This is a genomic window from uncultured Algoriphagus sp. (assembly GCF_963974365.1).
Classification (GTDB): domain Bacteria; phylum Bacteroidota; class Bacteroidia; order Cytophagales; family Cyclobacteriaceae; genus Algoriphagus.
This window is the reverse complement of record NZ_CAXBBX010000001.1, coordinates 474817-500779: the sequence shown is the minus strand read 5'-3', so window position 1 is coordinate 500779 and position 25963 is coordinate 474817. Positions and strand designations below refer to the sequence as shown.

At 42.4% G+C, this 25963-nt stretch carries 15 protein-coding genes; 5 read left to right on the top strand and 10 right to left on the bottom strand.

Going from position 1 to position 25963, the window contains the following annotated elements; translation table 11 throughout:
• Window position 1: 1 nt before the first annotated feature.
• The 5 genes from AACZ87_RS01945 to AACZ87_RS01925 form a co-directional block, all read right to left on the bottom strand.
• On the bottom strand, window positions 2-1117 hold the full coding sequence (locus tag AACZ87_RS01945) for a Gfo/Idh/MocA family oxidoreductase (protein ID WP_339864317.1): 1116 nt from the start codon (window positions 1115-1117) through the stop codon (window positions 2-4).
• Between the two features lie 130 nt (window positions 1118-1247).
• A complete protein-coding gene (locus AACZ87_RS01940; RefSeq protein WP_339864315.1) occupies window positions 1248-1973 on the bottom strand; it encodes a ThuA domain-containing protein in 726 nt (241 codons plus the stop codon).
• A gap of 119 nt (window positions 1974-2092) precedes the next feature.
• The gene (locus AACZ87_RS01935) at window positions 2093-2644 is read right to left on the bottom strand and encodes a plastocyanin/azurin family copper-binding protein (protein WP_339864313.1); all 552 of its coding nucleotides are present in this window, start codon (window positions 2642-2644) and stop codon (window positions 2093-2095) included.
• Between the two features lie 7 nt (window positions 2645-2651).
• A complete protein-coding gene (locus tag AACZ87_RS01930) occupies window positions 2652-5762 on the bottom strand; it encodes a PVC-type heme-binding CxxCH protein (RefSeq protein ID WP_339864311.1) in 3111 nt (1036 codons plus the stop codon).
• 313 nt (window positions 5763-6075) lie between these two features.
• On the bottom strand, window positions 6076-10152 hold the full coding sequence (locus tag AACZ87_RS01925) for a two-component regulator propeller domain-containing protein (RefSeq protein ID WP_339864309.1): 4077 nt from the start codon (window positions 10150-10152) through the stop codon (window positions 6076-6078).
• Window positions 10153-10802: 650 nt separating this feature from the next.
• Here AACZ87_RS01925 and AACZ87_RS01920 point away from each other — a divergent pair.
• From AACZ87_RS01920 to AACZ87_RS01900, 5 genes are all read left to right on the top strand, one after another.
• Window positions 10803-13925, top strand: coding sequence for a TonB-dependent receptor (locus tag AACZ87_RS01920; RefSeq protein ID WP_339864307.1), 3123 nt, complete (start codon window positions 10803-10805; stop codon window positions 13923-13925).
• Between the two features lie 20 nt (window positions 13926-13945).
• Complete coding sequence (locus AACZ87_RS01915) at window positions 13946-15814, top strand: RagB/SusD family nutrient uptake outer membrane protein (protein ID WP_339864305.1); 1869 nt, start codon at window positions 13946-13948, stop codon at window positions 15812-15814.
• Between the two features lie 24 nt (window positions 15815-15838).
• Complete coding sequence (locus AACZ87_RS01910) at window positions 15839-16543, top strand: DUF3823 domain-containing protein (protein ID WP_339864303.1); 705 nt, start codon at window positions 15839-15841, stop codon at window positions 16541-16543.
• 90 nt (window positions 16544-16633) lie between these two features.
• Window positions 16634-17680 carry a family 43 glycosylhydrolase gene (locus tag AACZ87_RS01905; RefSeq protein ID WP_339864301.1) on the top strand — a complete coding sequence of 349 codons (1047 nt, stop codon included), beginning with the start codon at window positions 16634-16636 and terminating at the stop codon, window positions 17678-17680.
• A gap of 9 nt (window positions 17681-17689) precedes the next feature.
• Window positions 17690-19777 (top strand): hypothetical protein, encoded by a 2088-nt coding sequence (locus tag AACZ87_RS01900; RefSeq protein WP_339864300.1) that lies wholly within the window; start codon window positions 17690-17692, stop codon window positions 19775-19777.
• Between the two features lie 258 nt (window positions 19778-20035).
• Here the strand turns inward: AACZ87_RS01900 and AACZ87_RS01895 are convergent, their stop codons facing one another.
• From AACZ87_RS01895 to AACZ87_RS01875, 5 genes are all read right to left on the bottom strand, one after another.
• A complete protein-coding gene (locus tag AACZ87_RS01895; protein WP_339864298.1) occupies window positions 20036-21547 on the bottom strand; it encodes a sulfatase in 1512 nt (503 codons plus the stop codon).
• A 236-nt stretch (window positions 21548-21783) separates the two neighbouring features.
• The gene (locus tag AACZ87_RS01890) at window positions 21784-22083 is read right to left on the bottom strand and encodes a RagB/SusD family nutrient uptake outer membrane protein (RefSeq protein WP_339864296.1); all 300 of its coding nucleotides are present in this window, start codon (window positions 22081-22083) and stop codon (window positions 21784-21786) included.
• A 136-nt stretch (window positions 22084-22219) separates the two neighbouring features.
• Window positions 22220-23494, bottom strand: a complete 1275-nt coding sequence (locus AACZ87_RS01885; protein ID WP_339864294.1) for a hypothetical protein — start codon at window positions 23492-23494, stop codon at window positions 22220-22222.
• A 4-nt stretch (window positions 23495-23498) separates the two neighbouring features.
• Window positions 23499-24206: a gluconate 2-dehydrogenase subunit 3 family protein gene (locus tag AACZ87_RS01880; protein ID WP_339864293.1), complete on the bottom strand. Its 708-nt coding sequence runs from the start codon at window positions 24204-24206 to the stop codon at window positions 23499-23501.
• A gap of 3 nt (window positions 24207-24209) precedes the next feature.
• Window positions 24210-25952: a GMC family oxidoreductase gene (locus AACZ87_RS01875; protein WP_339864292.1), complete on the bottom strand. Its 1743-nt coding sequence runs from the start codon at window positions 25950-25952 to the stop codon at window positions 24210-24212.
• Window positions 25953-25963 lie beyond the last annotated feature (11 nt).

Here is a 25963-nt window from a genome sequence, read left to right as displayed (position 1 = left end):
CTTAGTCGAAGGTTGGAACTTGAATTCTTTCCCCGCCCTTCATGGCAGACTCGTGTGCGCAAATTCCCGCGCAGGTATAATTTGCGGCAGTAGTCGCATCTACAGCAGAATCTCTTCCTTCTACGATGGCAGCGACAAATTCCTGCACCAAGTGTGGATGTGATCCACCATGTCCAGCTCCCTGAAGGAATGAAACGTGATTAGGATCGTCGATAGTCTGTCTCTTGGTGAAGTGTTTGATTGGCTCGATCAGCAACTCATCTGTATCAGGCACATCAATTCTTCGGGCATTTTCGCCTCCATCAAAAATCACATGACTTTCATCCTCCAGCTGTTCCCATTCGAAAGACATCTTGGTGCCATAGACGTCGTATGACTCACGATATTGTCGAACTACATCAAAAAGAGAACGAGTCGCTTCTGCTATAACGTCTGAGTTTTTAAGCGTGAAAGTTGCCGTTTCCATTGCGAATGGAGATCCATAGCGGCTTGCCAAATCTTCGCTCAAACGGCCTGAACCGTGACAAACTACCGTCTCAGCTTTTGTATTGTTGATTCTCAAAAGCGGAGAAATCGCATGCGTTCCGTTCAACATCGGTGGGAAACCTTTCCAATATTCATCCCAGCCCGGCATGCTCATATCCTGAATATGCGAACCTCTTACCATTTGGATTTTACCCAGTTGGCCTGTTTCTGCCAAGTTCAAGCCATATAAAAACTCACGGGTATATAGTGCAGTCTCCATCATCATATAGACTTTGCCAGACTTTTTCTTCGCATCCACGATAGCAGCACAATCTTCCTTAGTCATCGCCATTGGGATGGTACAAGCGGTGTGCTTATTGGCATTCAGTGATGCCAAAGTCATTCTTGCATGATCTGGAACTGGTGTCACAATATGAATCGCATCCACATCGTCACGCTTTGGCACATCTTCGAAATTAGTAAAACAAAGGTTTCTGTCCAGATTAAACTTGGTCGCCAATTCATCAATTGTCTTTGGATTTCTAGTACAGATACCAACTGCCTTAATGTTTGGATGTGCTTGATAGATTGGAATAAACTCCTTGCCGAAACCCAGTCCGACTATAACTACAGTGATTTGTTTTTGACTCATTAGTGTATGCTTTAGGTTTTTGATTAACTGTTGAAAAAGATAGGTTTAATAGTTTGAGAGTAATTACGCTACTCCTTTATGATAATTCCGGTCTGTGCAGACACAGACCGGGGGAAAATAGGTTTATAACTTATTTCGCAGCCCATTTTACTGCGTTTCGAATTAGTGTCTGATAGGCTTCCAGCTCATGTGAAGCTGCATCATGGCCTAAGGCAATGCCGACGATTTTCGCCTTAGGATTTTTTACAATGAAAATGGAAGGAAATGGATCTGTATCAGCATTGCTTGCATTTGCCAGGATTTCGATTCCAGGACCTGCTGCATCTACTTTGAAATAATATAGCTCGTCATCCAGAGAGAAATGTGCTGGAAGACCTTTGGTAACAGGGTGCTTTTCAGTCAAATCCACATTGAAATTCCCATAGGCATTATGGCCCCTTGAGCCGCCACTAACCATGGTTTTGTTGTATTCTGGCCAATCATTCCAATTGTACCAAAGCGCAGGATGTGCCAGAACTAAACCTTTTCCTGCATCTGCAAAAGCAAAAATTGCCTTGCGGGTAGCCTCGTCTGCTATGGGCTGATTATTTGCCAAAAAGAGCACATCAGTCTCATCTAAGTATTGCAAAATGGTAGTCGGATCATCAGTATAAGTTACCTCTGCCAAGCCATCTCTTTCCAAAGTGGCGACGTCGGCACCTTTGTACCATTTGTCAAAATCGTGAGAAGATCCGCCACCAACCATCAATACTTTGATTGGCTTTTTAGCAGGGTTTTCCTTTGCCAGCAGGCTTGTTCCAATTCCGAAAACCAGCAATAGGCTAAGAAAAGGAATGATTGTTTTTTTAAGGTTCATATTTTTGGGTTGTGTTTAGAATTTTTATTAGGTCACTTATGAATTTCCACAATGTTGACAGAAGCATTAATTTCCTTCTTCACCAAGACCGAAGCACTTCTTCCGACATCAAACATTTATCATCCCTCCACGACCATGATACCATTCATCATTCTCCAATGCCCAGGAAATGTACAGGCAAAGGGATAATTACCAGGCTTAGTCGGAGCAGTGAACGTCAAGGTGTACAATTCCTGTGGGCCGATCATTTTTGTGGCAAAAAGCACTTCCGGAACTTCAGGTATATAGAATTTCTCTGATGCTTTTGGGTCACGAAGCATAGCATCTGCCGCTGCACCTACCTTATCCAAGGTTCCAGGTTTAGCGATAAGTAGATTATGCTGCATACCGTCCAGATTGTCAATTTCCAGTATGATTTTATCTCCTGCTTTCACTTTGAAAGTATCCTGATCGAACTTCATCATCTCCGGTACTATTTCCAGTAAAATAGTCGTCTCACGCAATTCTTCATTTCTCACGATTCGAACATTACTCTTTGGTTGGTCTTTGTTTTCTATAGTTGGTTTTGCTTCGCAAAGAGCAATCGCTTCAGACGATTTTACCTCTTTAGGTGAAAACCAATTCCCCAGTAGCAGCATGGCTGCAACTGGAAACAAGGTCACTTTAATCATGGTATGCTTATTTTAACTCTAATACTACGTTTCTAAGGTTGCCTTCAAAACTGAACTCGTCTTTATAAGAACCTACATTTCTATCTCCTCCGAAATCACGGCCTGATCTTACACTTGGCGCAAGTTTGCCAGTAAAAGCTCCATTTGCCTTGGCAGTAGCGACAGACTTGCCATCCACCAGAATTTCCATTTTTCCATCCTTGGAAATAGTTGCTTCAGTTACATAGCTTTCTGGCAAAGCAGCGTTCGTTACAGCTTCGAAAGATTTCCCGTTTTGCTTCACTACCCAATGTAATTTGCCTTCTTCCAGATAGAAAGAATAGCCATTCTGCGCATCGCCGTGCGCCGTAATCACACCGAAAGGCTCATCACCTCTTCTTTTGGAAATCTGTGTGGAAATAGAAATCGCTTTGCCTTTTACATCCGGAGAATATTGTAGCGTGCTTCTTCTTCCCAAATCGTATTTCTCATTTGCCACGGAAGTCATCAATCTATTGGTTAGATCTGTTTTGTCAGAACCAACAGCATCTGTAAAGAATTTACCCTGCTCAGCTGCTGCTGCGAAAATCGCCTTTTGTAACCAATCGTCTTTAGCATTTGCCTCAACCAAACTCGCCTGATAAAGCATTGCACCAGCTTCTGCACTTCCAGGAACTTCTGCCAGCTTCAAGATTGCATGCATCCTTACATTTAGATCTTTGTCCTGAGTTAGTCCAGCGGATTTGATCGCCTGAGTCGTCGCCTGGGTATTTGGCAAAACAGCGATTGCAGCTTTTCTCACTCCAGCAGCAGGATGTGTTAATGCAGTAGTGGCTACTTTGATCGCCTCAGCATTAGTTGATTCAAAAGCACCTAGGCCATGAAGTGCCCATAGTGCATGAACTGCCGGGCTATTCAGTCCAATCTCATCCACAGATTTATCATTGACGATCTTATATAGATCGCCAAGTACTTTCTGGTTTCCAGACTCCACGAGCAGTCGCTGAGCAGTCATTCTCCAGAACATATTGTCATTTTTCAGCGCAGCAATCAGACCTTTTGAATCTTCCTTAGAAAGTTTCATAGGCTTGTCACTGCTACCGTCTTTATAAACTACACGGTAAATTCTGCCATGGTTGGTATCGCGAAGCTTACTCTGGAAGGCATTTCCCTGACCATGTGGCTGATCTTCGAAAGGCAATACCATTCTTGAAGGAGCCTGACGCTCTACAAATACGTTGTGCTGAATGATGAAATTATACCAATCGGCTATCCAAACTGCTCCATCAGGACCAACTTCAGCCTGCACAGGACCGAACCATTCGTCTGAACTTGCCAGGAAATTCCATCCATCTTTTTCGCTGAACCCTGCTCCATTTGGCTCTATGATCGCATTATGGGTCAATCTGATCGTTGGCTCATTTACAAAAGCGATTCTGTTCCAATATTCCTTAGGGAAATCCCGAGCAGTATATAATCTAAATCCAGCAGCAGAAGTGAATCCTCCAACAACATCTACCTGTCGTAGGTTTGGCGTCATCGCGTGGGCATCGTAGTGTCCATCGATTTTCTGGATCGGTTGGATTTCAAACTCTGGAGCTGCTTCTCCTTCGCCAGCTTTAGTAAATACGCGTTGTAGATATTTTGCTGGGATTGAATAGTATCCAGCGTGGGTATTGTTTGCAGTGGACATGAAGACGTTGTTATCTTCAGAAAAGCCTAGTCCCCAAGTATTATTACTGGATCCAGCCAGGTATTCAAAGTCTTTTCCGTCAGGATCAAATCGGTAGATTCCCTGAGGAAAACTCATCTGCTCGCCATTGATAGTCCCATTGAAACCTGAGTAACCAGTCACTCCCCAGATTTTATTGTCAAATCCATACTGCAGATTGGAAGGCCCAGCATGCGTATCGTTTTTGCCCCAGCCAGTCATAATGACTTCTTTCACATCGGCCACATCATCACCATCAGTATCTTTCATAAAGACAAAGTCAGGCGCCATGGACACGACAATTCCGCCATTTGCAAATACCATACTGGTTGGGATATTAAGGCCATCTGCGAAAACGGTGAATTTATCAGCTTTGCCATCTCCATCGGTATCTTCACAGATCTTGATACGGTCATTCGCCAATCCGTCAGTTTCTTTAAAAGTGTTTGGATAATCGACCGATTCTACGATCCACAATCTTCCTCTTTCGTCCCATGCCATAGCAATTGGGTTTTGGATATCTGGCTCAGAAGCAAAAAGCTCAATCGAAAAGTCAACAGGCTTTTGAATCAGCTTTTTAGATTCTTCAGGTGCCAAGGCATCCTGCATTTTCGGCACCTCATATCTTTTAGTGAAATCAGAAATCGTTTCATCGTATATGGACACATCAGGAATATTCAAAGCAGCGACACTTGCTTTGACATCGTCTCCCATTGCATAGAAAATGCCATTTTTCACCAAAGCTAAAAAGCCTGCATTCTTCCAAGTCTTTTCGTCATGTCCATAAGCGGTATAGAAAACACGCCCTTTACCCACATTTCTAACCCAGGTGTAAGGCTCCTTATGATCCCCATCTACTCGCTCAATGAGCACAGTCATGTCAGGATTGATATTCTGATGCACGTAAGTTTCGTCCCAGGTTTCGAAAGGCTTCAATCCTTTCATTACCTCATTATTTGGCGCCACAATAGTTCCTGTAAAATCACCTTCACCATGAGAGGCAAACTGACCGCCAATAGTTTCTATGTACCAATCCGAGTTTTTGAAACAGCCAGTAGCTGAGTGAAGCGGAATCAATCCTTTTCCTCCCTCCACAAAACTCTTCATCGCTGCTTCCTGCTCTTTTGAGAGCACGTCATGGTTGGCATAAATCACCAAACCGTCGTACTTGGAGAGATTCTCTTTAGTTAGGTCTTCGAGTTTTTCAGTGTAAGTAATGTTAATCCCACTTTCAAAAAGTGCTGTGGCAAGCCAAGGCGCATATAATCTAGAATTGTGATGCTCGCTGGCATGTCCAAGAAAAAGTACTTCGGCGCGGCGAGGTTCGGGCTTGCCTGCGGTTTCGGAAGCTAAAGAGACTGAACTGTGACTAAGAAAAATAGTCACAATCAGCAGGAAGAGAACATTGATGTTTCTACTTAATCGCATGATTAATTCGGTTTATCAGGGTTTATCAAAAGGATGATGAATAAAAGGAAAAACTTTGATTCACTTTAGGCTGTAAAACTATCCATTCACCCTCTTTTCGATTAGTCCCAAAACTTCAAAAAATAGCAAATTCCCTTCTTTTTGGGATTTAGGCGAATTTGTAATAGACTGATTTTCAAGTAACCTGAATTTTAGGAGTGATTTACCCAAAAAACCTACGGTAAACTTTCAAATCTTAAGGAAACTTCACATTCTCTCCTAAAACCGGAAAAGAATTCCTGAGAAAAACAAAGTTCTTCAGCATCGTTTTCTGTTAAATTACATCAGGCTTTTTCACAAAATCCTTTGGAAGCTCCCCGAAATGTTTTTGGAAACATTTCGTAAAGTATGAAGGACTGTTGAAGCCCACCATCTCGCTTATTTCGGCTATACTGTGCAGTCCATCTCCCAACAATTCTGCAGATTTTTTAAGTCTTACCAGGCGGATGTAACCATTCGGAGTCAATTCTGAGATTCCTTTGATTTTGCGCAGCAAACTCGACTGACTCATATGAAGCTGATCTGCCAGTTCGGATACGCCAAAAAGCTCATTCTCAATATTGGCCAAAATGGCCTCATTGATCTTCTTCAAAAACTCCTCATCTGCTTTGGAATGGGCGATTGTATCCGAATTCACCAAAGGAAGGCTGGCAAAAGCTTTCTTAATCTCATCCCTATGCTTCAGGAGATTTTTGATCTGTAGGTAAAGAAATTCCAGGGAAAATGGCTTCTCCAGATACACGTCAGCTCCCATTTCCAACCCGGTGATTTTTGCATTAATGTTGTTTTTTGCGGTGAGAAGCACGACAGGAATATGGCTGGTGGCCAAATCTGACTTGATATGTTCACAGAGTTTGTAACCGTCCATTTCCGGCATCATTACGTCGGAAATAACTAAATCAATAGGCTCTTTTTTCAACACTTCCAGCGCCAAAAGTCCATTTGCCGCTTTATGGATTACATATTTTCCTTTGAGCTTTTCTCCTAAAAACTGAAGCAATTCCTTATTATCCTCTACCAATAGTATGGCTGGAAGACTACCTTTTTTCTTGGTTTTAACTGGCTTAACTTCAGGCTCAGCTTCCTCCTGAATGATTTTCACTTCGGTACTCAAGTCATTCTCTTCATCCAAATGTATTGCTTCCTTTTGTTTGATTGGAAGCTGAAGAACAAACCTGTTCAATACCTTATCATCGTCCATGGAAAGAATTCCATGGTGCATTTCTGCTAGAGATTTTGCCAGCGGCAATCCCAAACCCGTCCCTTGCTTAGCTTTCGAGGCATTCGTATCTCCGATTTGGAAAAAGGGCTCAAAGATTTTCCCTGCCATTTCCTTGGGGATAAGATCACCGTCATTCGATATTTCTATATGGAAAACAGAAGGATGGGCAGGATCATAGTCCATACGAATATGAATCATGCTCTCTGCATTTTTTAGGGCATTGATCAGCAAGTTGCTGAGGATCTTAATGACGGCCTCCTTGTCCACATCTGCGAAAAGTGTTGGGGTGGACTTTTCGAGTGTAAAATTCAAGCCGGACTGAGAAGCGGTAACTTTGAACCGGACGTAGAGTTCATCCAGGATTCCGCAAATTTCAGTTTTGAGGAAACTTAACTTAAATCCACGCTGCTCGGTTTTGCGGAAATCAAGCAGTTGGTTGCTGAGATCAATCAGTCGATTGGTGTTTTTCTCTATGATCAGCAAATCATTTTTCACCTCTGCGTCACAATTGCGGTCCTTGCTCAGAATATCCTCCAAAGGGCCTTTTATCAGCGTCAGTGGAGTTCTAATCTCATGGGTAATATTGGTAAAAAACTCAATTTTAGCCTCGTAGATCTCTCTCTCTTTTTCGGCTTCAAGCAGGTTAATCTGCACCTGATGCCTATTGTTGACCCGGTTTTTATAAATGGTAATAAGCCAATAGGCAATTAGAACGATAAGTATCAGATAAAATGCATAGGCAAGAGATGTCTTATAAAAAGGAGGAAGAATTTCGATCTTTAACCTTGCTTCCTGATTCTTTGCACCTTCTGTCTCAATGTTGGATTGTACTATCAACTCGTATTCTCCTGGAGGCAAATAGGAATAAAAGATCTTGTTGGCATCATTGAGGTTCTGCCATTCTTTTTCGAAGCCGGCCATTCTATAGCGAATATTCTGATTTACGGCTTTGGTATAGCCCAAAGAAGCAATGTCAAAACTCAATGAATTCTGATCAGCTTCAAGCGTAATCTTGTCCGTGTAAGTAATGGCTTTCTGCAAAATCCCATCCTGATCAGTGATGGGTATTTCCTGATTAAAAAGCTCAATACCGGTAAAAACTAAGGGAGGCTGGTAATTGTAGTTCTCAAACTGACTGGGATTAAAAGCTATGAAACCGTCCAGGCTTCCAAAATAAAGGGTCCCATCGCTGGATTTATACCCGGACTGATAGTTGAATCCACTAACCATCAAGCCATTTCCCCTATCAAACAGTTGATATGTTTCATTTTCAGGATCAAATCTGAGCAGTCCTTTATTTGAGGTAATCCAGAGCAAACCCTGGTCATCCTCCACAATATCATAGTAATTATTTGTAGGAAAGCCTTTAGCAAGAGTATAGGAGATAAAGGAATCATTTTCACTGTCATATCTAGCAAAACCTCCTCCTGAAGTAGCTACCCATAGTTGTTGTTTATCATCCAAAAAAACATCGACAACAGAATGGTGAAGAAGACTGTTTGGATTGTCTGATTCAGGAAGAAAAGACCTTTTTTCTTTGGAAACGGGGTCAAAACTAATCAAGCCATTATTATAGGTAGCCAACCAGATGATTCCATTTTGATCTTCAAGCATATCATAAATGAAGATATACTCCATTTCAGGAATGTGCTGAAAATGATCTTTTTCATCCTCATACAGGAACAGCCCCGCAGTACTTCCTACCCAAATCTTATCATTATGGTCAATCAGGATTGCAAAGAAATCATCGGAGTGGAGTCCTGCATTTGGCGTTTTGGAGGAATATTTCCTAATCACCCCTGTTTTGGTGTTTAACACATTCAATCCTTGACTAAAGGTGCCAGCCCAGAGCTCATCTCCCCGCTGTGCGAGTCCGTGAATATTGTGATAGGAAAACTCCCTAGTAGACTTTCCAACCGGGAAATGCTGAAAGTGATCTGTTTTTGGATTGAATAAATTAAGTCCGGCATCTTCCGTCCCTATCCATAGTTTACCGTCCGGAGCACCTATAATCTCCCGTACCCGCTTCCCTGTTATTGTGTTTTTGTCGGCAATCGGGTAGTACATATCAAACTTTGTAGGCTGATTTGGCAGGTAATTCACTCCTCCAAAATAGGTTCCTACCCACAATCCCCCTTCCATATCTTTCCAAATAGAATAGATAGCATTATTTGAAAGTGCATTGGGATCATTGTGGTTTTCCTGAATATGCTGATAGCTTTTCTTGACAAAATCATAAATAAAAAGTCCCGATTCTGTTCCTATTGCCAGCTCATTTTTACTAATAGGAAACAATTCCCGTACGAAAAGCGGATTCCCATTTTCATCCTTTGAAAGTAAGTCAGTGATGATCCCCGTGCTTTTTTCAAGCTTTTTAATTCCGGCATTTTTTGTGGCTATAATCATAAATTCCCCCCAATCCTGCAGTCCCTGCACGATTTCTTGGGCCAACTTATTTTCCTCATCAATAAAATGGACGAAGGAGGATGATGAGGGTACATACCTGACCACACCTCTTCCTGTAATGGCAGCCCAAATTTCATTGCGCTCATCAATTTTCACGGTATTGACATTTCCCTGGGGAATGCTACCTGATACTTCAGGATCGTGTGCAAAAAGTTCCAGCTTTCCCTGCTCTGTATCGTAGCGAAACAAGCCAATGTAACTTGCTATCCACATATTTCCTGCTTGATCCTTTGCTATGGAAGAAATGGTCCCTCCTATGGAATGACCATCTACCGTAGTCTCGGTGAAATGCCTGAATGTTTCCTTTTTCCTATCAAATAAATAAAGTCCCTCAGCTGTACCTACCCAGAGTGTACTATCCTGACTTTCTGTAATGAAATAAACAAAGTTATTCCCGAGCCTATTTTCGACTGGACCTTTGCTGTCTGAATTGTAATTTTTCCAGCTATTTCCATCAAAGCGTGTGAGGCCATCTTTGGTACCAAACCACATAAATCCCTGACTGTCCTGAAAAATTGAAAAGACAGAATTATCCGTGAGACCTGATGTCACGTCATAATGCCTAAAGTAGTAGCGCTTTTCCTGAGCGAAACTTAAATTGGCGAGTGTAAGAATGAAACTAAGGCTTAGCAAACCTGCCAGTAAACTTTTGGTCAAGGTCATAGGATTTTGGGTTGTAGCTCTGAAATTATCAAAATCCACTTAGCTAACTCCTGTAGATTTCAAAATTTACACTCTCAGAACTAGAATTGGAGAATATTTATCATTTGCTGACTGAAAAGTTACAAATCAATCGGAATCGATTTCGCCTTTCGCAATCGATTGAGAAGCGTAAATCAAAAAAGAGGCTTTGCACCAAACAAATCCTCTGTTATTGAATATCAAACGGATTTTTATATGATATACAAATATAAAATTTAGATTAAACAGAATTTTATTCTAAAAAATCAGACTTAACCAAACACAAACATAAGTTTTAGGCGGTAAATCTTACATTTTTTGAAGCTTTATTGATATAGGTTCCTTTTAGGAAAAATTACATTTATACTATCGGCAAAGGAGACATTTTCCTTTATAAAAATTCTTCTTTCCGTAAACGATTTATTTACAAAAACCCTCAATAAACCCTATGCAAAAAACACCAACTCCCACCTAGCCTGACCCTCGGGCGCACCTTCTAGTCAGAATAGACTAGCTCGGTATTTACCTATACTTTCTTTCTGTTGAATTAAGCCTTTTGAAGGCTTCAGGGGAAAAAACTGCCTATACCGAACACCTATTTATTTAAAATTTTCAACCCAAAATGATTATTTATGAAAAGACTTCTTCTCATGAAATCCAGTCTGCTGCTCCTGATCGGAATGTTGGCGATTCAATCGCTGATAGCACAGACTGGAACCACAGTCCGGGGAACAATCCTGGAAGAGTCCTCAGGTGAACCACTTCCTGGGGTCAGTATACTGGAAAAAGGTACAACCAACGGAACCGTCACTGATTTGGACGGGAAATTCGCAATCACACTAGTAAGTGCAAATGCTACCTTGAGAGCATCCTTTATAGGATTTAAAACCCAAGAAATCATCGTAGGAACTCAAACTGAAATTGAAGTTCAATTGGCGAGTGATCTGGGCAGTCTGGATGAAGTTATAGTCGTCGGCTATGGCGAACAGCAAAAGGAAACAATCACAGGAGCAGTAGCCAATGTTACCAGTAGGGATATTGACAAGGCTCCATCTGCAACTGTATCGGGTGCACTTGCCGGTAAGATGGCAGGTTTGGCATTCCGCCAGCCAGACGGTCGTCCGGGAGCAGGAGCTTGGCTTCAGATACGGAATATGGGTACTCCCCTATTTGTAATTGATGGAATCCAAAAAGATGAAGGACAGTTTAACAATCTCGCTCCAGGCGATATAGAAAGCATCACTATTTTGAAGGATGCCTCCGCCGCTGTATATGGATCACGAGCTGCGAATGGCGTAGTGGTAGTAAAAACCAAACAAGGTAAGCGTGGCGAAACACCAACTATCAATATCAACGGATATTATGGCCTGCAGAACTGGTCCAGATTTCCTGAGGGTGTGGATGCCTACGAGTGGATGCTGGGAAAAGCAGACGCGGACATCAACCAGTTTGGAAGTACGAATATCACTCCTGAGGAATTGGAAAAATGGAATCAAGGTACTGAATATGGTTATAAGTCATTTGATTGGAGGGATTTCATTATTCAGGGCAATGCCCCACAAAGTAATTTCAACGCCTCGGTTTCAGGTGGCTCAGAACGAACCAATTATTACCTATCCGTGACCCGGTTTGATCAGAAGTCAGTATTCTCAGATGAGTTTGAATTCAACAGAACAAACATTCAATCTAACATCACCACTGATATCACTAGCAAATTCCGGGTAGGAATGCAGATCAATGGACGTATAGAAAACCGTGAGAATCCTGGAGTACCAGGTGGGGATGATTACTGGCAACCAAGATTCGCGCTGTTTAGAAACAGACCGACGGAGCGTCCGTATGCCAATGACAATCCTGACTATCCTGCCAACATAAACAACATCGAAACCAACTGGGCGCTGTTGAACTATGACCGTACAGGATTCTACGAAAACAAATGGCAGGTACTACAAACCAACTTCACGGCTGAGTATGAAATTGTACCAGACCTAGTTGCCAAGGGAATGTACTCATACTATTTGGCAGATAATATCTTCAACACTTTCGAATACACCTATGATGTCTATGGCTACAATCCCGAGACTGATGAGTATTTCAGGTCTGGAGGAAACGACAATCCATACCGTGATCGGGGTCAAACCAAGATCATGGAGAATGTATGGCAGTTGTCCTTGACATACAATAAAACATTTGGTGAGAAACATAATTTTGCAGCCTTCTTTCTCAACGAACGGATTGAGCGCACCCGACTTTACAACTTCGTTCACGCTGTACCTACCAATAATTTCCTGGACATCATCAAGTTTGCTGACACCGACACTTACAATGATGAGCGTCAGGAAGAAGCAAGGATTGGTTACGTAGGCCGACTGAATTATGATTATGCTGGCAAATACCTATTGGAATTGGCTGGCCGGGCAGATGCTTCCTGGAAGTTTTCACCGGATAACCGCTGGGGCTTCTTCCCTTCTGTATCTGCCGGATGGAGAATCTCCGAAGAAGGATTTATGGATAATTTCTCTTCCAATCTGAACATGGATGAATTAAAAATCAGAGCATCCTATGGTCAACTTGGAGATGATAATATTGGCATCGGACCCTTCGACTACCTCACAGGCTATAGGTATGGTGCATCCACAGTGATCGTCGATGGAGAAAATATCCAAGGTTCTGCCAATACTGGCCAACCTATAGATAATCTTTCATGGTACGTAGCAAACATTGCTGATATAGGACTTGATTTCTCATTCGGTAGTGGCAAAATCACGGGTGCAGTAGATTATTTCCATAGAAAAAGAACTGGACTGAGAGGTGTAAGAAATGACATTTTCCTTCCACTTGAACTAGGCTATGGATTAACAGATGAAAATCTGAATACTGATTCTAACTCAGGTGCGGAATTGGCAATCAACTGGAATGGCAAAGCTGGCGATTTTGTATTTAGAATTGGTGGGAATGTCTCTTATGCGCGCAGCAAATTTGTGGAGTCTTACAATCCTACATTCAGCTCTTCTTGGGATCAATACAGAAACTCCCGCGAGGATCGCTACAACGGAATTTTCTGGGGCTATGAAGTCACTGGACAGTTTGAGTCCTTCGAAGCTATTAACGACTATCCTGTTAACATAGACGGACAGGGAAACAAGACATTGCTACCAGGTGATCTGATCTACAAAGATGTGAACAACGATGGCAAAATCGATGGCTATGATGAGCGTCCAATTGGCTACCAATCCGGGGCTCTTCCAAGCTTGAACTTCGGCCTTAATTTCAATTTCCAGTACAAAGGATTTGATCTCACAGCTGACTTCTCAGGTGGTGGAATGTACTCTTACAACCAGAATTGGGAAATGAGATGGCCATACCAAAACGGAGGAAACTTATTGGCAGCTATGTATGACGACCGATATCACAGAGAAGACATCCTAGACATCAATAGTGACTGGATCCCAGGTAAAAACCCTCCACTAAGATTTAATACCGGCGGACATAGTAATTACAACAAAAACTCCACTTGGTGGCTGACTAATGTGAAGTATTTAAGAATGCGGACACTGGAGTTAGGCTATACGCTTCCAGAGAAATTGCTGAACAGATGGAAAATGGATAGAGCCAGAATATTCGTGAGCAGCTACAACCTGTTTGCTCTGGACAATGTGCACCAGTTCGGAATCGATCCTGAAGTTGCTGAAGAAAATGGCCTGCAATATCCACAGAATAAGGTGGTGAATGTAGGATTCAACGTGTCATTCTAATAAACCCGAAAGAAGGAACAATGAAAAATTTGAGATATATATACCTAGTCATTATTCTGGCAATAGCAGGATGTAACAATGACGAGTTTTTGGACAGAGAGCCTACTGACATTCTGGGTGAGGATCAGGTTTGGGCAAATGATGATCTGGTGTTTTCCGTGCTTGCCGATTTATACAATCGACTTCCTGATTACCAAGGATTAGAAAACTGGTGGGAATACGCCAATTTTGATGAGACTTTCGCCAGCAATGCTGGTGATTATTGGAGACACCAAAACCAGGAATATGGCTATGGCGACTGGGGGATGTGGGATTACGGCTATATCCGTGACCTGAACCTATTCATCCAAAAGTGCGAAGAAGCCACAGAGATCTCTGCGGAATCCAAAACCAGATTCCTTGCTGAAGCTAAATTTATTCGTGCCATGGTCTATTTCGAGCACGTGAAGCGAATGGGCGGAGTTCCTTTGATTTTGGAACCCTTGGAATATGACTACAGCGGAGATCCTACTTACCTACAATATGCTAGAGCTAAGGAGCATGAGGTTTATGATTTTGTAATCGCTGAAATGGAAGCTGTGAAAAACGATCTTCCAGATGGAGGTACAAAATCCAGAGCGACCAAAGGCGCTGCTTTGTCCCTAATTTCCAGAGCTGCCCTATATGCAGGCTCCATCGCAAACTATGGCCAAATTACTCCTGAGGTGTCCCTCCCAGGTGGAGAAGTAGGAATCCCAGCGAGCATGGCAGATGCTTATTACACAGCCGCCCTGAAAGCTTCTGAAGAAGTAATGGCATTGGGAACCTATGAACTTTATGATCAGGATCCAGATAAATCTGAGAACTATTCCAATATTTTCCTGAATAAGAACTCAAACAATGAGGTCATCATGGCCAAGGACTTCCTGGTACAAGGCAGAACTCATGGATTTACTATTGAGAATATTCCTCGCTCTCTTCGGGAGGAAAACACCTCCGGAGGGAAGATGAATCCTTCACTTAATCTCATCCAGTCGTACGAATTATTGGACAATACTTTCGCAGAGTTGCCTACAAAAGATGCATCCGGAAATCCTATTTACTACGATGAGCCAATGGATATTTTCGCCGGTAGAGATCCAAGATTACTAGGAACGGTGATCGTTCCTGGATCCTCCTTCAGAGGAAAAGAAGTGGATATCTGGGCTGGGTACAAGTTAGCAGATGGCTCCGTGATCACTTCGGGTCAGCTAGGCGGACAGGCCCAGCTTCCAGGAAGTTCCGCTTCCGTCCAAGTGGTAGGGTTTGATGGCCCTATAGACCAGTTGGAGTGGTCAGCACAGAATGGTTTTTATCTTAGAAAATATGTAGATACTTCTGTGGGATCGGGTCAAAGAGGAACTGGATCAGCTGTGTGGCTGGTAAGATTCAGGTATGCAGAGATTCTCTTAAATGCTGCTGAGGCCGCTTTTGAATTGGATCAATTGGAAAAAGCCGCTGAATACATGAATCAGGTTCGAAGAAGAGCTGGTTTCCCAATGGACTTGACTCCAGGTGAAATTGATTTTGATCGAATCGTACATGAGCGCAAAGTGGAGCTGGCATTTGAAAATCACATCCTATGGGATAACAAACGCTGGAGATTGGCTCACCGGGTATGGAATGGTGTGACCACAGACCTGACGAATAATCCCGGAGATGCCTTAGCAGTTAGTACAAGGGTATTTGGATTGAAGCCATTCAAATATTATGAACCCGGATCACCGAACAATGGAAAATGGATTTTTGAGGAATTTCTTCCTGCTCCTGTCTTCAATGCACACAGATTCAGATTGGGAAATTACTACTCTCTGATTGGAGACAATGTGAGAAACAACAATCCGAAGATTGTCAGAAATCCTAACCAATAATTATCCCTCAAAACTCAAAAGAACATGAAATTAAATTTCAAAAATATACTGGGAATGATGGGAATAGCAGCTTCCCTCGCTTCCTGCAGCTATGACAATTACGATGAACCGAGCTTCCAACTGGATGGCAGAATCGTTTATCAAGGTGAGCCTATCGGTGTGAGTTATAATGATGTCTATATAGAACTCTGGGAGTCTGGCTGGCAGCGTCTTGGTAATATTGGTGTTGCGGTAGATCAGGACGGTTCATATTCCTCTCTTCTATTCAAAGGGGAGTATAAAATGATCATACCTAATAACCAGGGACCTTTTAGAAAGATTACTAATGACCAATCGGGCAATGACACAATTCCTGTGAATCTCACTGGAAGCCGTACTATGGATATTGAAGTAATGCCTTACTACATGATCCGCAATACCGATATTTCCGGTGGAAGCAATAAAGTGACGGCAACTTTTGACTTGGACCAAATCATCACCGATGAAAATGCTAAAGAAATCCAGGAAGTCTCCCTTTATGTGAGCAAGACCGCCTTTGTGGACACCAGAACGAGCATCGCCACTACGAATATAGGAGGGGGTGATTTGGAGGACTTATCAGGCATCACATTGGAAGTCGATGTTCCAGATAGAGTTCCCACCCAGAATTATGGCTACGCCCGCATAGGTGTAAAATTAGAAGGTGTAGAGGATAGAATATTTTCGCAAATTGTCAAAGTAAATCTATAAGCCTCTTATGGATAAGCCGGGGATTCCAGCCAGTGAGATGGGTTCTGGATGACCCGGCTTTTTATAAGTATGTTTAGAAAAAAACACCATATGTACATTTCCATTTGCCTGTTGCTAGCCTTTACCTCCTGCACGCAAACAAAGGATAGCCAACTTGACGATATAACATATCCACTTCAACCTGATACCCTGATATATACCAATCCTGTTTTCGAACCCGTATTGGCTGATCCTACGGTGGTGAAAGTTGGCGACGAATTCTACGCCTACGGTACGGAGGACAATTGGGGAGAAGAAGGAGGCTACCACCTGGTGCCCGTGATCAAATCCAAAGACCTAGTTACCTGGAATTTTGTTGGGAATTCCATGGCCAAAAAGCCTGATTGGAAAGAGCGTGGAGGAATCTGGGCTCCTGATGTAACTCAAGTAGGTGATCAATTTTACATGTATTATTCCTTCTCCACTTGGGGTGATCCCAATCCAGGAGTAGGATTAGCTATAGCTGATCGTCCCGAAGGACCATTTGTAGATCAGGGGAAAGTGTTCGATTCACAGGAAATAGGAGTTACCAATTCAATTGATCCATTTTATTTGGAAAAGGAAGGGAAGAAATACCTGATCTGGGGAAGTTTCCATGGACTATTCCTAACTCAATTAACTCCCGATGGCAAAAAGCCTACAGGTGAGAAAACCCAGGTTGCGGGCAATCAACTGGAAGCCGCCTATGTGTACGAAAAAGATGGGTACTATTACTTATTTGGATCAGCTGGTACCTGCTGCGAAGGTGCAAACAGCACCTACAAAGTATTGGTAGGAAGATCAAAAAACCTGGAAGGTCCATATTTGGACCAAGATGGAAAAAATCTACTAGATGCTGATGCAGGCACTTTGGTAGTTGGAACAAATACCAGCAGCAATGGCTATGCAGGACCGGGACACAATGCTGAAATCATCACAGACTCCGAAGGTCAGGATTGGCTGCTGTATCACGGCATGGCAAAAGCAAAACCAAAACTAAATAACGGCACAAACCGAAGGGTACTGCTTTTGGATAAAATCATCTGGACAGGTGGCTGGCCAAGTATCGCTGGTCGCGAACCTAGCACTACGTCCCAATCTTCGCCAATATTTCATTGAAACTACCCCATGAGCTCACTAAAATATCTATTCTTAAGCATACTATTATTTGCCTTCACCCAGACTTGTTTTTCCCAGCAAAAATTAAATCTAGCTGATTTTTCTTCCGAAAATGGTGCATCTGTCACTGAACAGGATGGTAAAATCATTGTTTCTTGGCCCATAGGATCTAAGGAAAATGGAATATTACAACTCGACATGAATCCGGAGAATCCACTTTTCAGCGCCATCCAATTAAATGGTGCTGCTGGCATTAAGGATATTGCCAAAGATCTAAATCCACTCTTTCTACTTACAGTGGGACAGCGGGATCTAAGTAAGGAACATGGCTGGGATATATTTTTTGATAGAACAGCCTATAATCCTTACGATGCATACAATGTAAGCTTGGAAAAAGAAACGATCAGCGTGAAGAGTCATGGTAAGCGTACGATTATCCAAGTGAATACGATGAAGGCCGGAAATTTCGAAGGTTGGCTAGAAATCACACTTTATCATGGGAGTCCGCTGCTCAATATGGCAGCTGTGATGAGCACAGAGGATGACGCCAAAGCAATCCTTTACGACGCTGGTTTGGTCAGCAATAAGAAAAGTTGGAATGAGATTTTTTGGTCGGATACGGATGGATATTTACAATCATCCCCGAGCATTGAAGAAAATAATAGCGAGAACCTCGCAGTCAAATACCGAACAATTATTGCTGAAGGAGAAGAAGGAAGTCTGGCCATTTTCCCTCCACCGCACCAGTATTTTTATCCTTTGGACAACGCCTATAACCTAAAATATGTATGGCACGGAACCGGCTATAGGAATCTGGTAGATGGCTACGGGATAGGAATACGACAGGATCTCATGGGCGATAATCGTCACGTCCCCTGGTTCAATGCTCCACCCAAAACAAAGCAACGATTGAATTTCTTTATCCTGCTATCAGCTTCCAAAGACGGGCAGGTTCTAGATGATGTGAAGGCTTTTACGCATGATGACCGATACAAACCACTCAAGGGTTTTCGGACCATGGCAAGCCATTTTCACACCGAGCACATGGACGATATTCTGACCAATAAACCTTTGCCGGATGTGCCGGGTCATGTGAAAGCTCTTCGCAGTATGGGGGTGAATATTATGCATTTGGGAGAATACCATCTAGCAGGTAATCCCAGAGATCCTGGACCGAGAAGATTGCCGGAATTGGATTTGATGTTCAAGGAGAGCGAGAGACTATCCACTGGAAATTTCCTGATGATCCCGGGCGAAGAGCCGAATGTTCACTTTGGGGGCCACTGGATGAATATGTTTCCAAAACCTGTCTACTGGATCATGTCTCGTGAAGAAGGGAAGCCTTTTGTTGAAGAAACAGAGCAGTATGGAAAAGTATATCGAATAGGAAGTAAAGAAGAAATGCTCCAGCTCTTGGAAGCGGAAAATGGACTTGCGTGGATAGCACACGCTAGGACAAAGGGATCAACAGGATATCCTGACAAATACAAAGAAGAGCCATTTTTCAACTCTGATCGCTTTAATGGAGCTGCCTGGAAGGTGATTCCAGCGGATTTATCCACCCCAAATATGGGAAGAAGAGTTCTGAATCTGATGGATGACATGGCTAATTGGGGACATCATAAATATGTAATTGCAGAGGCAGATTTATTCAAACTGGAGCCTGATTATGAAATCTATGGACCTATGAATATCAATTATTTGCAACTGGACAAACTTCCAAAGTTTGAGGATGGATGGCAGCCCGTGTTGGAAGCAATGCAAAGTGGTAAATTTTTCTCGGGAACAGGTGAGGTTCTTTTGCCTGCTTTCTCAGTTAATGGCAAAGGTAGTGGAGAGATCCTGAAGGTAGAAGCAAACGGAAAAGCGGAAGTTAAAGTGACTGTAGATTGGACTTTCCCTCTAAACTATGTGGAGATCATATCAGGAGACGGAGAAAATGTTTCTCGGGAGAAAATAGATCTCAGCGATACTGAGTCGTTTGGGAAAAAGGATTTTCAGTTTTCAATCAATCTAAAAGGCGAAAAATGGGTAAGACTAGAGGTCTGGGATGTTGCTGCCAATGGAGCATTTACCCAACCAGTTTGGATAGAGTAATTCCGCTCCCATATAAAATGAAGGGCAACCTGTGACTGAAGCCTAGAATCACTTTTAAGAATATTGCTTCCTATTTTAATCTAAAACGCATATCTGATTTATTGGTAGTAAATCGGATATGCGTTATAAACTTTGGTTAACACGAGTAGTTAGGCTCTTCGTTATACCTATTCGGTCACTCGATAACAATCGACATGCCCCGTTAAACAGGGAAAATTAGCACTTCTAGTATTATTATAGATAATCTAAAACTCTATTTTAGGGCAGTCCAATTGCTTTAGGATATTGATCCAGCTTTTCCACCAGGTTGTCAATTAAATCCTGATTATTTTCAGCTATGTTTTCAGTTTCGAGTGGATCACGGGAATAATCATATAATTCAAAAATGACTGGCTTATCGGCTTCCCGAAGATGAGTCCAGCGCACCATTCTGTATCGATCCGTACGAATTGCTTCTCCCAAGTAACCGCCTCGCATATAGGCGTGATAGGCATGGTCTTTTTTCAGCATCTTTCCTTCTTTTAGCGTAGGACTTAAATCTATCCCATCGATGGGTTGAGGACCAATAGGCCTCGCTAGCCCAGCTAAAGACGCTAGCGTAGGAAATATATCCACTGTCTCTACAAACTGCTTGGAACTAGTTCCTGACTCTGTTACTCCAGGAACTCTGAAAATCACAGGAATTCTATTCGCCTGCTCATAGTTGGTATGCTTGGTCCAAATTCCATGATCACCCAGATGCCACCCATGGTCTCCCCAAAGTACAACAATTGTATTCTCATCCATCCCCAATCTTTCCAACTCACTGAGCACCTTCCCCACTTGAGCATCCATATAAGTTATACTGGCATAGTAGCCATGTACCAATTTTCTTTGAAGGTCCTTTTCATAAATATGCTGTTGGTTCGGAATGGGGAAAAATTGATTGATTTCCCCTCCCCTCTTCACTGCAAATTCAGGCGCATTTTGAGGGGATTTTTCAAACTCTGCCAAAGGCAATTCATCCGCATCGTACATATCCCAGTATTTCTTTGGTACACTGAATGGCAAATGCGGTCTAGCAAAACCCACTGCCAGAAAAAATGGCTGTTCTGAATTCTTCAAATCCCTCAAGCGATCTATGGCATGTCTAGCTACCCTGCCATCTGCATATGCTTCGTCGTTCACATCTGGACTTTCCCATGCAGCACCCCGTGGCAATTCATGATTAGCAGGAGTATCTTCAATATACATTCTGGTGTTTTCAAAGAATGCTTCCTCTCGTGTCAACTGACCATTGGTACTCTTGGGATCCAGGTATTCAATGACCTTTTCTTTCCAGTGTGGAACGGACCAGGATTCCTTATCATTGGTGTTTCCATGTCCAATATGAAACACTTTCCCCATAGACTCAGCGTGATATCCTGCAGATTTAAAATATTGAGGCATAGTAACGGCATCAGGAATTACATCCCTGAATTCCTTACCAAAATCATACAACCCCGTGCTTGTGGAACGTGATCCAAGGATCAAATTGTATCTACTGGATACGCAAACGGCCTGGTTGCAATAGGCCTGCTCCATGCGCATACCACTATTGGCTAGGGCATCAATATTAGGACTGATCGCTTGAGTGTCACCAAAGGCTCCAAGATTTGGCTTCAGGTCATCTACCAGTATTAAAAGAATATTGGGCTTGCTAGTCTGCTGAGCTAAGGCGGAAAACTCAACAAAGCATATCGTAACTAGTACTACCCAACAGGTACAGAATATATTTGAGGCGGACTTCATAGATCAAACTATATATTTAATGTAGGTATATATTAAAAACAACCGTTCTGGTTAAACAGCTAACTTAAGCCCTACACAAAGAGAATAATAGCTCAAATCAGTCATTTTTACTGACTTATTAAGCGTTATTTAAAATAAAGGTTCTCAACTTTTCTACAGAGTACAAAATAAAAATTTCCCGATGCTCGAAAACTTCGGGAAATTCATTAATCAATTGCAAATTTAACTATCGCTTTTTAGTAGCCGGGGTTTTGAATTAATTCCTTGTTTCTGTCAATTTCACTTTGTGGGATTGGATACCAGTAATTTTTGTTTTCCCAATCTGCTGTTGTAAAAACAACCGACCTTTGGTGAAATTCAGGAGAGGATAATTCTTCTCCTAAATCTATATTCATTGTAGCCCTAGCAAAACTCCGGTTATCTCTATAATCGTTATTGGGGAGAATAATTTTTTCTGGCAGTATAACCAGTGGAAGGATAATCCCTTGTGGCTCCCTGCTTTCCAGAATTACCTGTGTAGAAAAATTCCACCACATACTCCATCCTGGGTTAGGAACTACAGGACAATAAGAGCCGTTGAACGTGACATTTACGTAAAATCTAGGTTCACGGCAAACATACTTTTATAAGTCTGAATAAGTCACTTCCTATTTTAATATTTTATTCATTCACCTAATTATTCTGGCTCCAAAGTTTAAGAATAGCCTCCTCTTGGTTGTATCCAAATAGGCAAGCTTCACTAATTCGGTTAGCTCTATAGCTCCCATTACTTTCGTTTTCACGGGTAATCATTCTATTTCCCGGCATCTGTAGATGGCCATTTGCATCGATACTTTTGATCCATTGTTGGGCGTAGCGCAACCAATCATTTCTTTCCTGTTCGGATTGAAGAGAGAACCAGGTGATTTCATCATAGCCCCAAACAAAATGTGAAGTGGTGTCAGCAACCCCAACTTCTTTCGAACTTCCATAATTATCAAATTCAACCAGATAAGGTAAGCTCTCACTTTCCCAGCCAGAAGGGCTAACACCACCTAGACTTTTGTTATAAATCGCATCTAAATAGCCCTGCTCGAGTTCACCTTTTAATGGACTGCCAACAACTTCCTTAATGCGCAGTGGGAAGGAATTAAAATCAATTAAACTGACACCATCTTTAAGTAATCCTCCGTAAGGGACGTGGGCGTCCAAGATCACCCAACCTCTTCTAGAAGCACTTTTGGCTTTTTTTCTGATTCTATCTATGATTTCATTCCAATGCTCATGCTGTGGATCGTTCATTCCAATAAGTTCTACCTGGCCCAGGTGAAATGCTTCCGCACCAATTTGCATATAAGAACCAGCCAAGTAATAAAACCATAATTTGGTCTCTAACCTGCTGATATCAGGCACACTTTTGCCATTTCCCCAATGATCGACAAAGACTCGTTTTTCATTGAGCATCGCCTGATAAGAAAAATTTCTAGCAGTCGCCGGCAAACCAAATTCGGTAAGAACCCAGGCTGGGATTGAAATTTCATTTACCCCCCCTGTGACGATTTCAAATAAACAACCTTGAATGACCATAGTAGAATCAAACTGATGAAGGTCTGCAGCAATAGAACGGGCAGTCTGCCAATATTCAGGGGAATTCAATACGGACTCCCCACCCCATCTATAAATAGCTCTTCCAAGGAATTTGGCTCCTATCTCTTTGACCATTCGTATATCATCTTCATGATATAAATATTCTCTACCACCTTCAGGTTTGTCCGGTGTTAACAGATAAACCATAGTGATAGCTCTATCCAGGTAATTTTCAAGAACAGTTTTACTAATTCCTACAGAATCAAAATGATAGCTTTTGCTAGGATTTTGTTGAGCTTCTACCTTGTTCACTACCAAAAATAGCAAGGGTAATATGCATATAGCAAAGACTTCTCTTCGTACGCTACTTTCAAAATGCATTATATCAACTAATTAAGTTTCCGTTCTCATCCCATTGTGCAACTACACCACGCTCCTCAGGTTTTAAGTAAAGTGGGATGTATTGTTCCTCCAGAGAGAAACCGTGTTTATCCATCACTTCCTGCGGAACTCCATCCCAGACATTTGGCTGATTCCCTTTGTAATCCAGGTATTTCCATCCAGCTTCTGTAGAAAAATACCCGGAACAGGTCAAGTTCCTCATCATATTAAACCAGCGAACTCCACCCTCATATTCCGATAAGGCAGTTTCCGGCCAAGCTACGAGATCTATTATCTGTATTACTTGATCTGAGCTGAGGTCCAGAAATGCTTTTCCAAACTTCTCTTCAGATTCAAAATCCAACCACATCAATCCACCTCTCATTGGTGTTTGATGTGCTGGCTGATCCTTCATCATAAACTCAATGAAATTAGGCACTCCTATTTCCGTAGCTGCCGGAGAATCGGCATCCTTAGGCATAATGACATCCACCAGAATCCTAATCTTTTGCATCTCATTCTCAGTAAAAAACCGGTCAGTTAGCAAAACCTGGTCTCTGCGGATTTCCTCCTGTATCCTACCACCTCTGGTGCCTCCATCTAATAAAGGTTGATGTTTTACCTCAGTATTATCCGCTTCACAACTGGTCATGAACAGACCAGTTCCAATTGATCCTGTGAAAAGTAATTTTAGATTCTCCCTTCTGTTCATCACTTAAATGTTTTTCTTTTTCAACTGATCGACGATGTAATCTGAAGTTCTCCAGCTCAGAGCCAAAATTGTCCAGGTTGGGTTTTTGTCAGCCTGCGAAACAAATGAACCTGCATCAACTACAAATAGGTTATCGCAATCATGCGTCTGACAATTGGAGTTAAGGACAGAAGTTTTGGGATCATTTCCCATTCTGGCTGTTCCCACTTCATGAATGATTCTACCCGGTGCCTCAAGTCCATAATTAGTTTCAGGGCCTTGCTTTTTACCCAAAGGAATAGCACCGGCATTTGTCAGAATTTCTTCAAAAGTGTTCTGCATATGCTTGGCCTGAAGTATCTCCTGATCAGTCCACTTATAATGAAATCGCAGCACAGGTATTCCATATTTATCGACTACGTCTGGATCAATCTCACAGTAATTGTCTAAGCGGGGAACACTCTCTCCACGGCCAGCCATACCAATCGATGCCCCATAAAGTTGATGTATATCTTTCTTAAGACCTTCACCATAACCTCCGTTTGGACTTGGTTTTCCAAATTCATCTATGATATATTTTCTCATAGACTCCATTCCTGAACCAGCCCCATATCCTGGCTGTCCCATTCCTCCACCGTATTCAATGTGGTAACCTCGTGCAAAATCCAACTTCTTATTATCTCCCCACCAAGGCGTGTACATGTGCATTCCTCCTACACCATCTTCATTGTATCTTTCCCTTCCCATCAGGGATGGAACAATTCCTGAACGACTAGCTCCTGTAGAGTCATGCAGGTAATGTCCCAATACTCCTGAGCTGTTACCTATGCCGTCAGGATGGGATTTGGATTTTGAGTTTAGCATTATCCTGCTCGTCTCACAAGCTGAAGCACCCAAAACAACTACCCTTGATTTGAGTTTGTACTCTTTCATATCCTCTTTGCTGACGAAAGAAACTCCAGTCGCTTTTCCCTGATCATTCGTAGTTACTTTTCTGACCATCGAGTTGGTGAACAAATCCACCTTCCCTTTTTTCATGGCGGGATGAAGCAGACATGTTCCCGCCGAAAAATCTGCGTATACCTGACAGGCTCGGTTACATTGACTGCAGAAAAAACACACTCCCCGTTCATTATTTATAGGACGGGTGAGCATGGATAGCCGGGCTGGAATCATCGGAACGTTAGCAGCATTGGCTCCTTTCTTTAGATATAACTCATGAAGTCTGGGCTTTGGAGGAGGTAGAAAAAAGCCATCCGGCTCATTATATATCCCTTCCTTGGTGCCAAAAACTCCTATCAGCTTATCTACTTTATCGTAATAAGGCTTTACGTCTTCATAGCCAATAGGCCAATCATCACCCAAGCCATCAATGCTTGCCCTTTTGAAATCATTCGGACCAAATCGTAGCGAAATCCTACCCCAGTGGTTAGTCCGACCACCGACCATTCTGGATCTGAACCAGTCAAATTGGGTTCCGTTCTTTCGGGTATAAGGTTCACCTTCAATATCCCAACCACCTATAGCGGCATCGAAATCACCGAAGGGTCTTATTCTGGTGGCGGCTCCTCTTCTTGGTGACTCCCAAGGCGGACGAAGTTGGGTGCGATCAGCATCCTTTGCAGGGTCAAAATCTCCTCCTGCCTCTATCACAGCTACTGTCAGTCCCGCTTCCGAAAGCACCTTGGAAACCATACCTCCTCCTGCTCCGGAACCAACAATGATGACATCATATGGTTCCCCGGATGTTTTAATCTGAAAACTCATGTATTATTCTT

Bases quoted from the DNA above. Each gene is read 5' to 3' on its own strand.
- AACZ87_RS01905 (WP_339864301.1), top strand. From the start codon at position 16,634: ATGTACATTTCCATTTGCCTGTTGCTAGCCTTTACCTCCTGCACGCAA.
- AACZ87_RS01890 (WP_339864296.1), bottom strand. From the start codon at position 22,083: ATGTGGTGGAATTTTTCTACACAGGTAATTCTGGAAAGCAGGGAGCCA.
- AACZ87_RS01930 (WP_339864311.1), bottom strand. From the start codon at position 5,762: ATGCGATTAAGTAGAAACATCAATGTTCTCTTCCTGCTGATTGTGACT.
- AACZ87_RS01875 (WP_339864292.1), bottom strand. From the start codon at position 25,952: ATGAGTTTTCAGATTAAAACATCCGGGGAACCATATGATGTCATCATT.
- AACZ87_RS01880 (WP_339864293.1), bottom strand. From the start codon at position 24,206: ATGAACAGAAGGGAGAATCTAAAATTACTTTTCACAGGATCAATTGGA.
- AACZ87_RS01910 (WP_339864303.1), top strand. From the start codon at position 15,839: ATGAAATTAAATTTCAAAAATATACTGGGAATGATGGGAATAGCAGCT.
- AACZ87_RS01900 (WP_339864300.1), top strand. From the start codon at position 17,690: ATGAGCTCACTAAAATATCTATTCTTAAGCATACTATTATTTGCCTTC.
- AACZ87_RS01895 (WP_339864298.1), bottom strand. From the start codon at position 21,547: ATGAAGTCCGCCTCAAATATATTCTGTACCTGTTGGGTAGTACTAGTT.
- AACZ87_RS01920 (WP_339864307.1), top strand. From the start codon at position 10,803: ATGAAAAGACTTCTTCTCATGAAATCCAGTCTGCTGCTCCTGATCGGA.
- AACZ87_RS01925 (WP_339864309.1), bottom strand. From the start codon at position 10,152: ATGACCTTGACCAAAAGTTTACTGGCAGGTTTGCTAAGCCTTAGTTTC.
- AACZ87_RS01885 (WP_339864294.1), bottom strand. From the start codon at position 23,494: ATGCATTTTGAAAGTAGCGTACGAAGAGAAGTCTTTGCTATATGCATA.
- AACZ87_RS01915 (WP_339864305.1), top strand. From the start codon at position 13,946: ATGAAAAATTTGAGATATATATACCTAGTCATTATTCTGGCAATAGCA.
- AACZ87_RS01940 (WP_339864315.1), bottom strand. From the start codon at position 1,973: ATGAACCTTAAAAAAACAATCATTCCTTTTCTTAGCCTATTGCTGGTT.
- AACZ87_RS01935 (WP_339864313.1), bottom strand. From the start codon at position 2,644: ATGATTAAAGTGACCTTGTTTCCAGTTGCAGCCATGCTGCTACTGGGG.
- AACZ87_RS01945 (WP_339864317.1), bottom strand. From the start codon at position 1,117: ATGAGTCAAAAACAAATCACTGTAGTTATAGTCGGACTGGGTTTCGGC.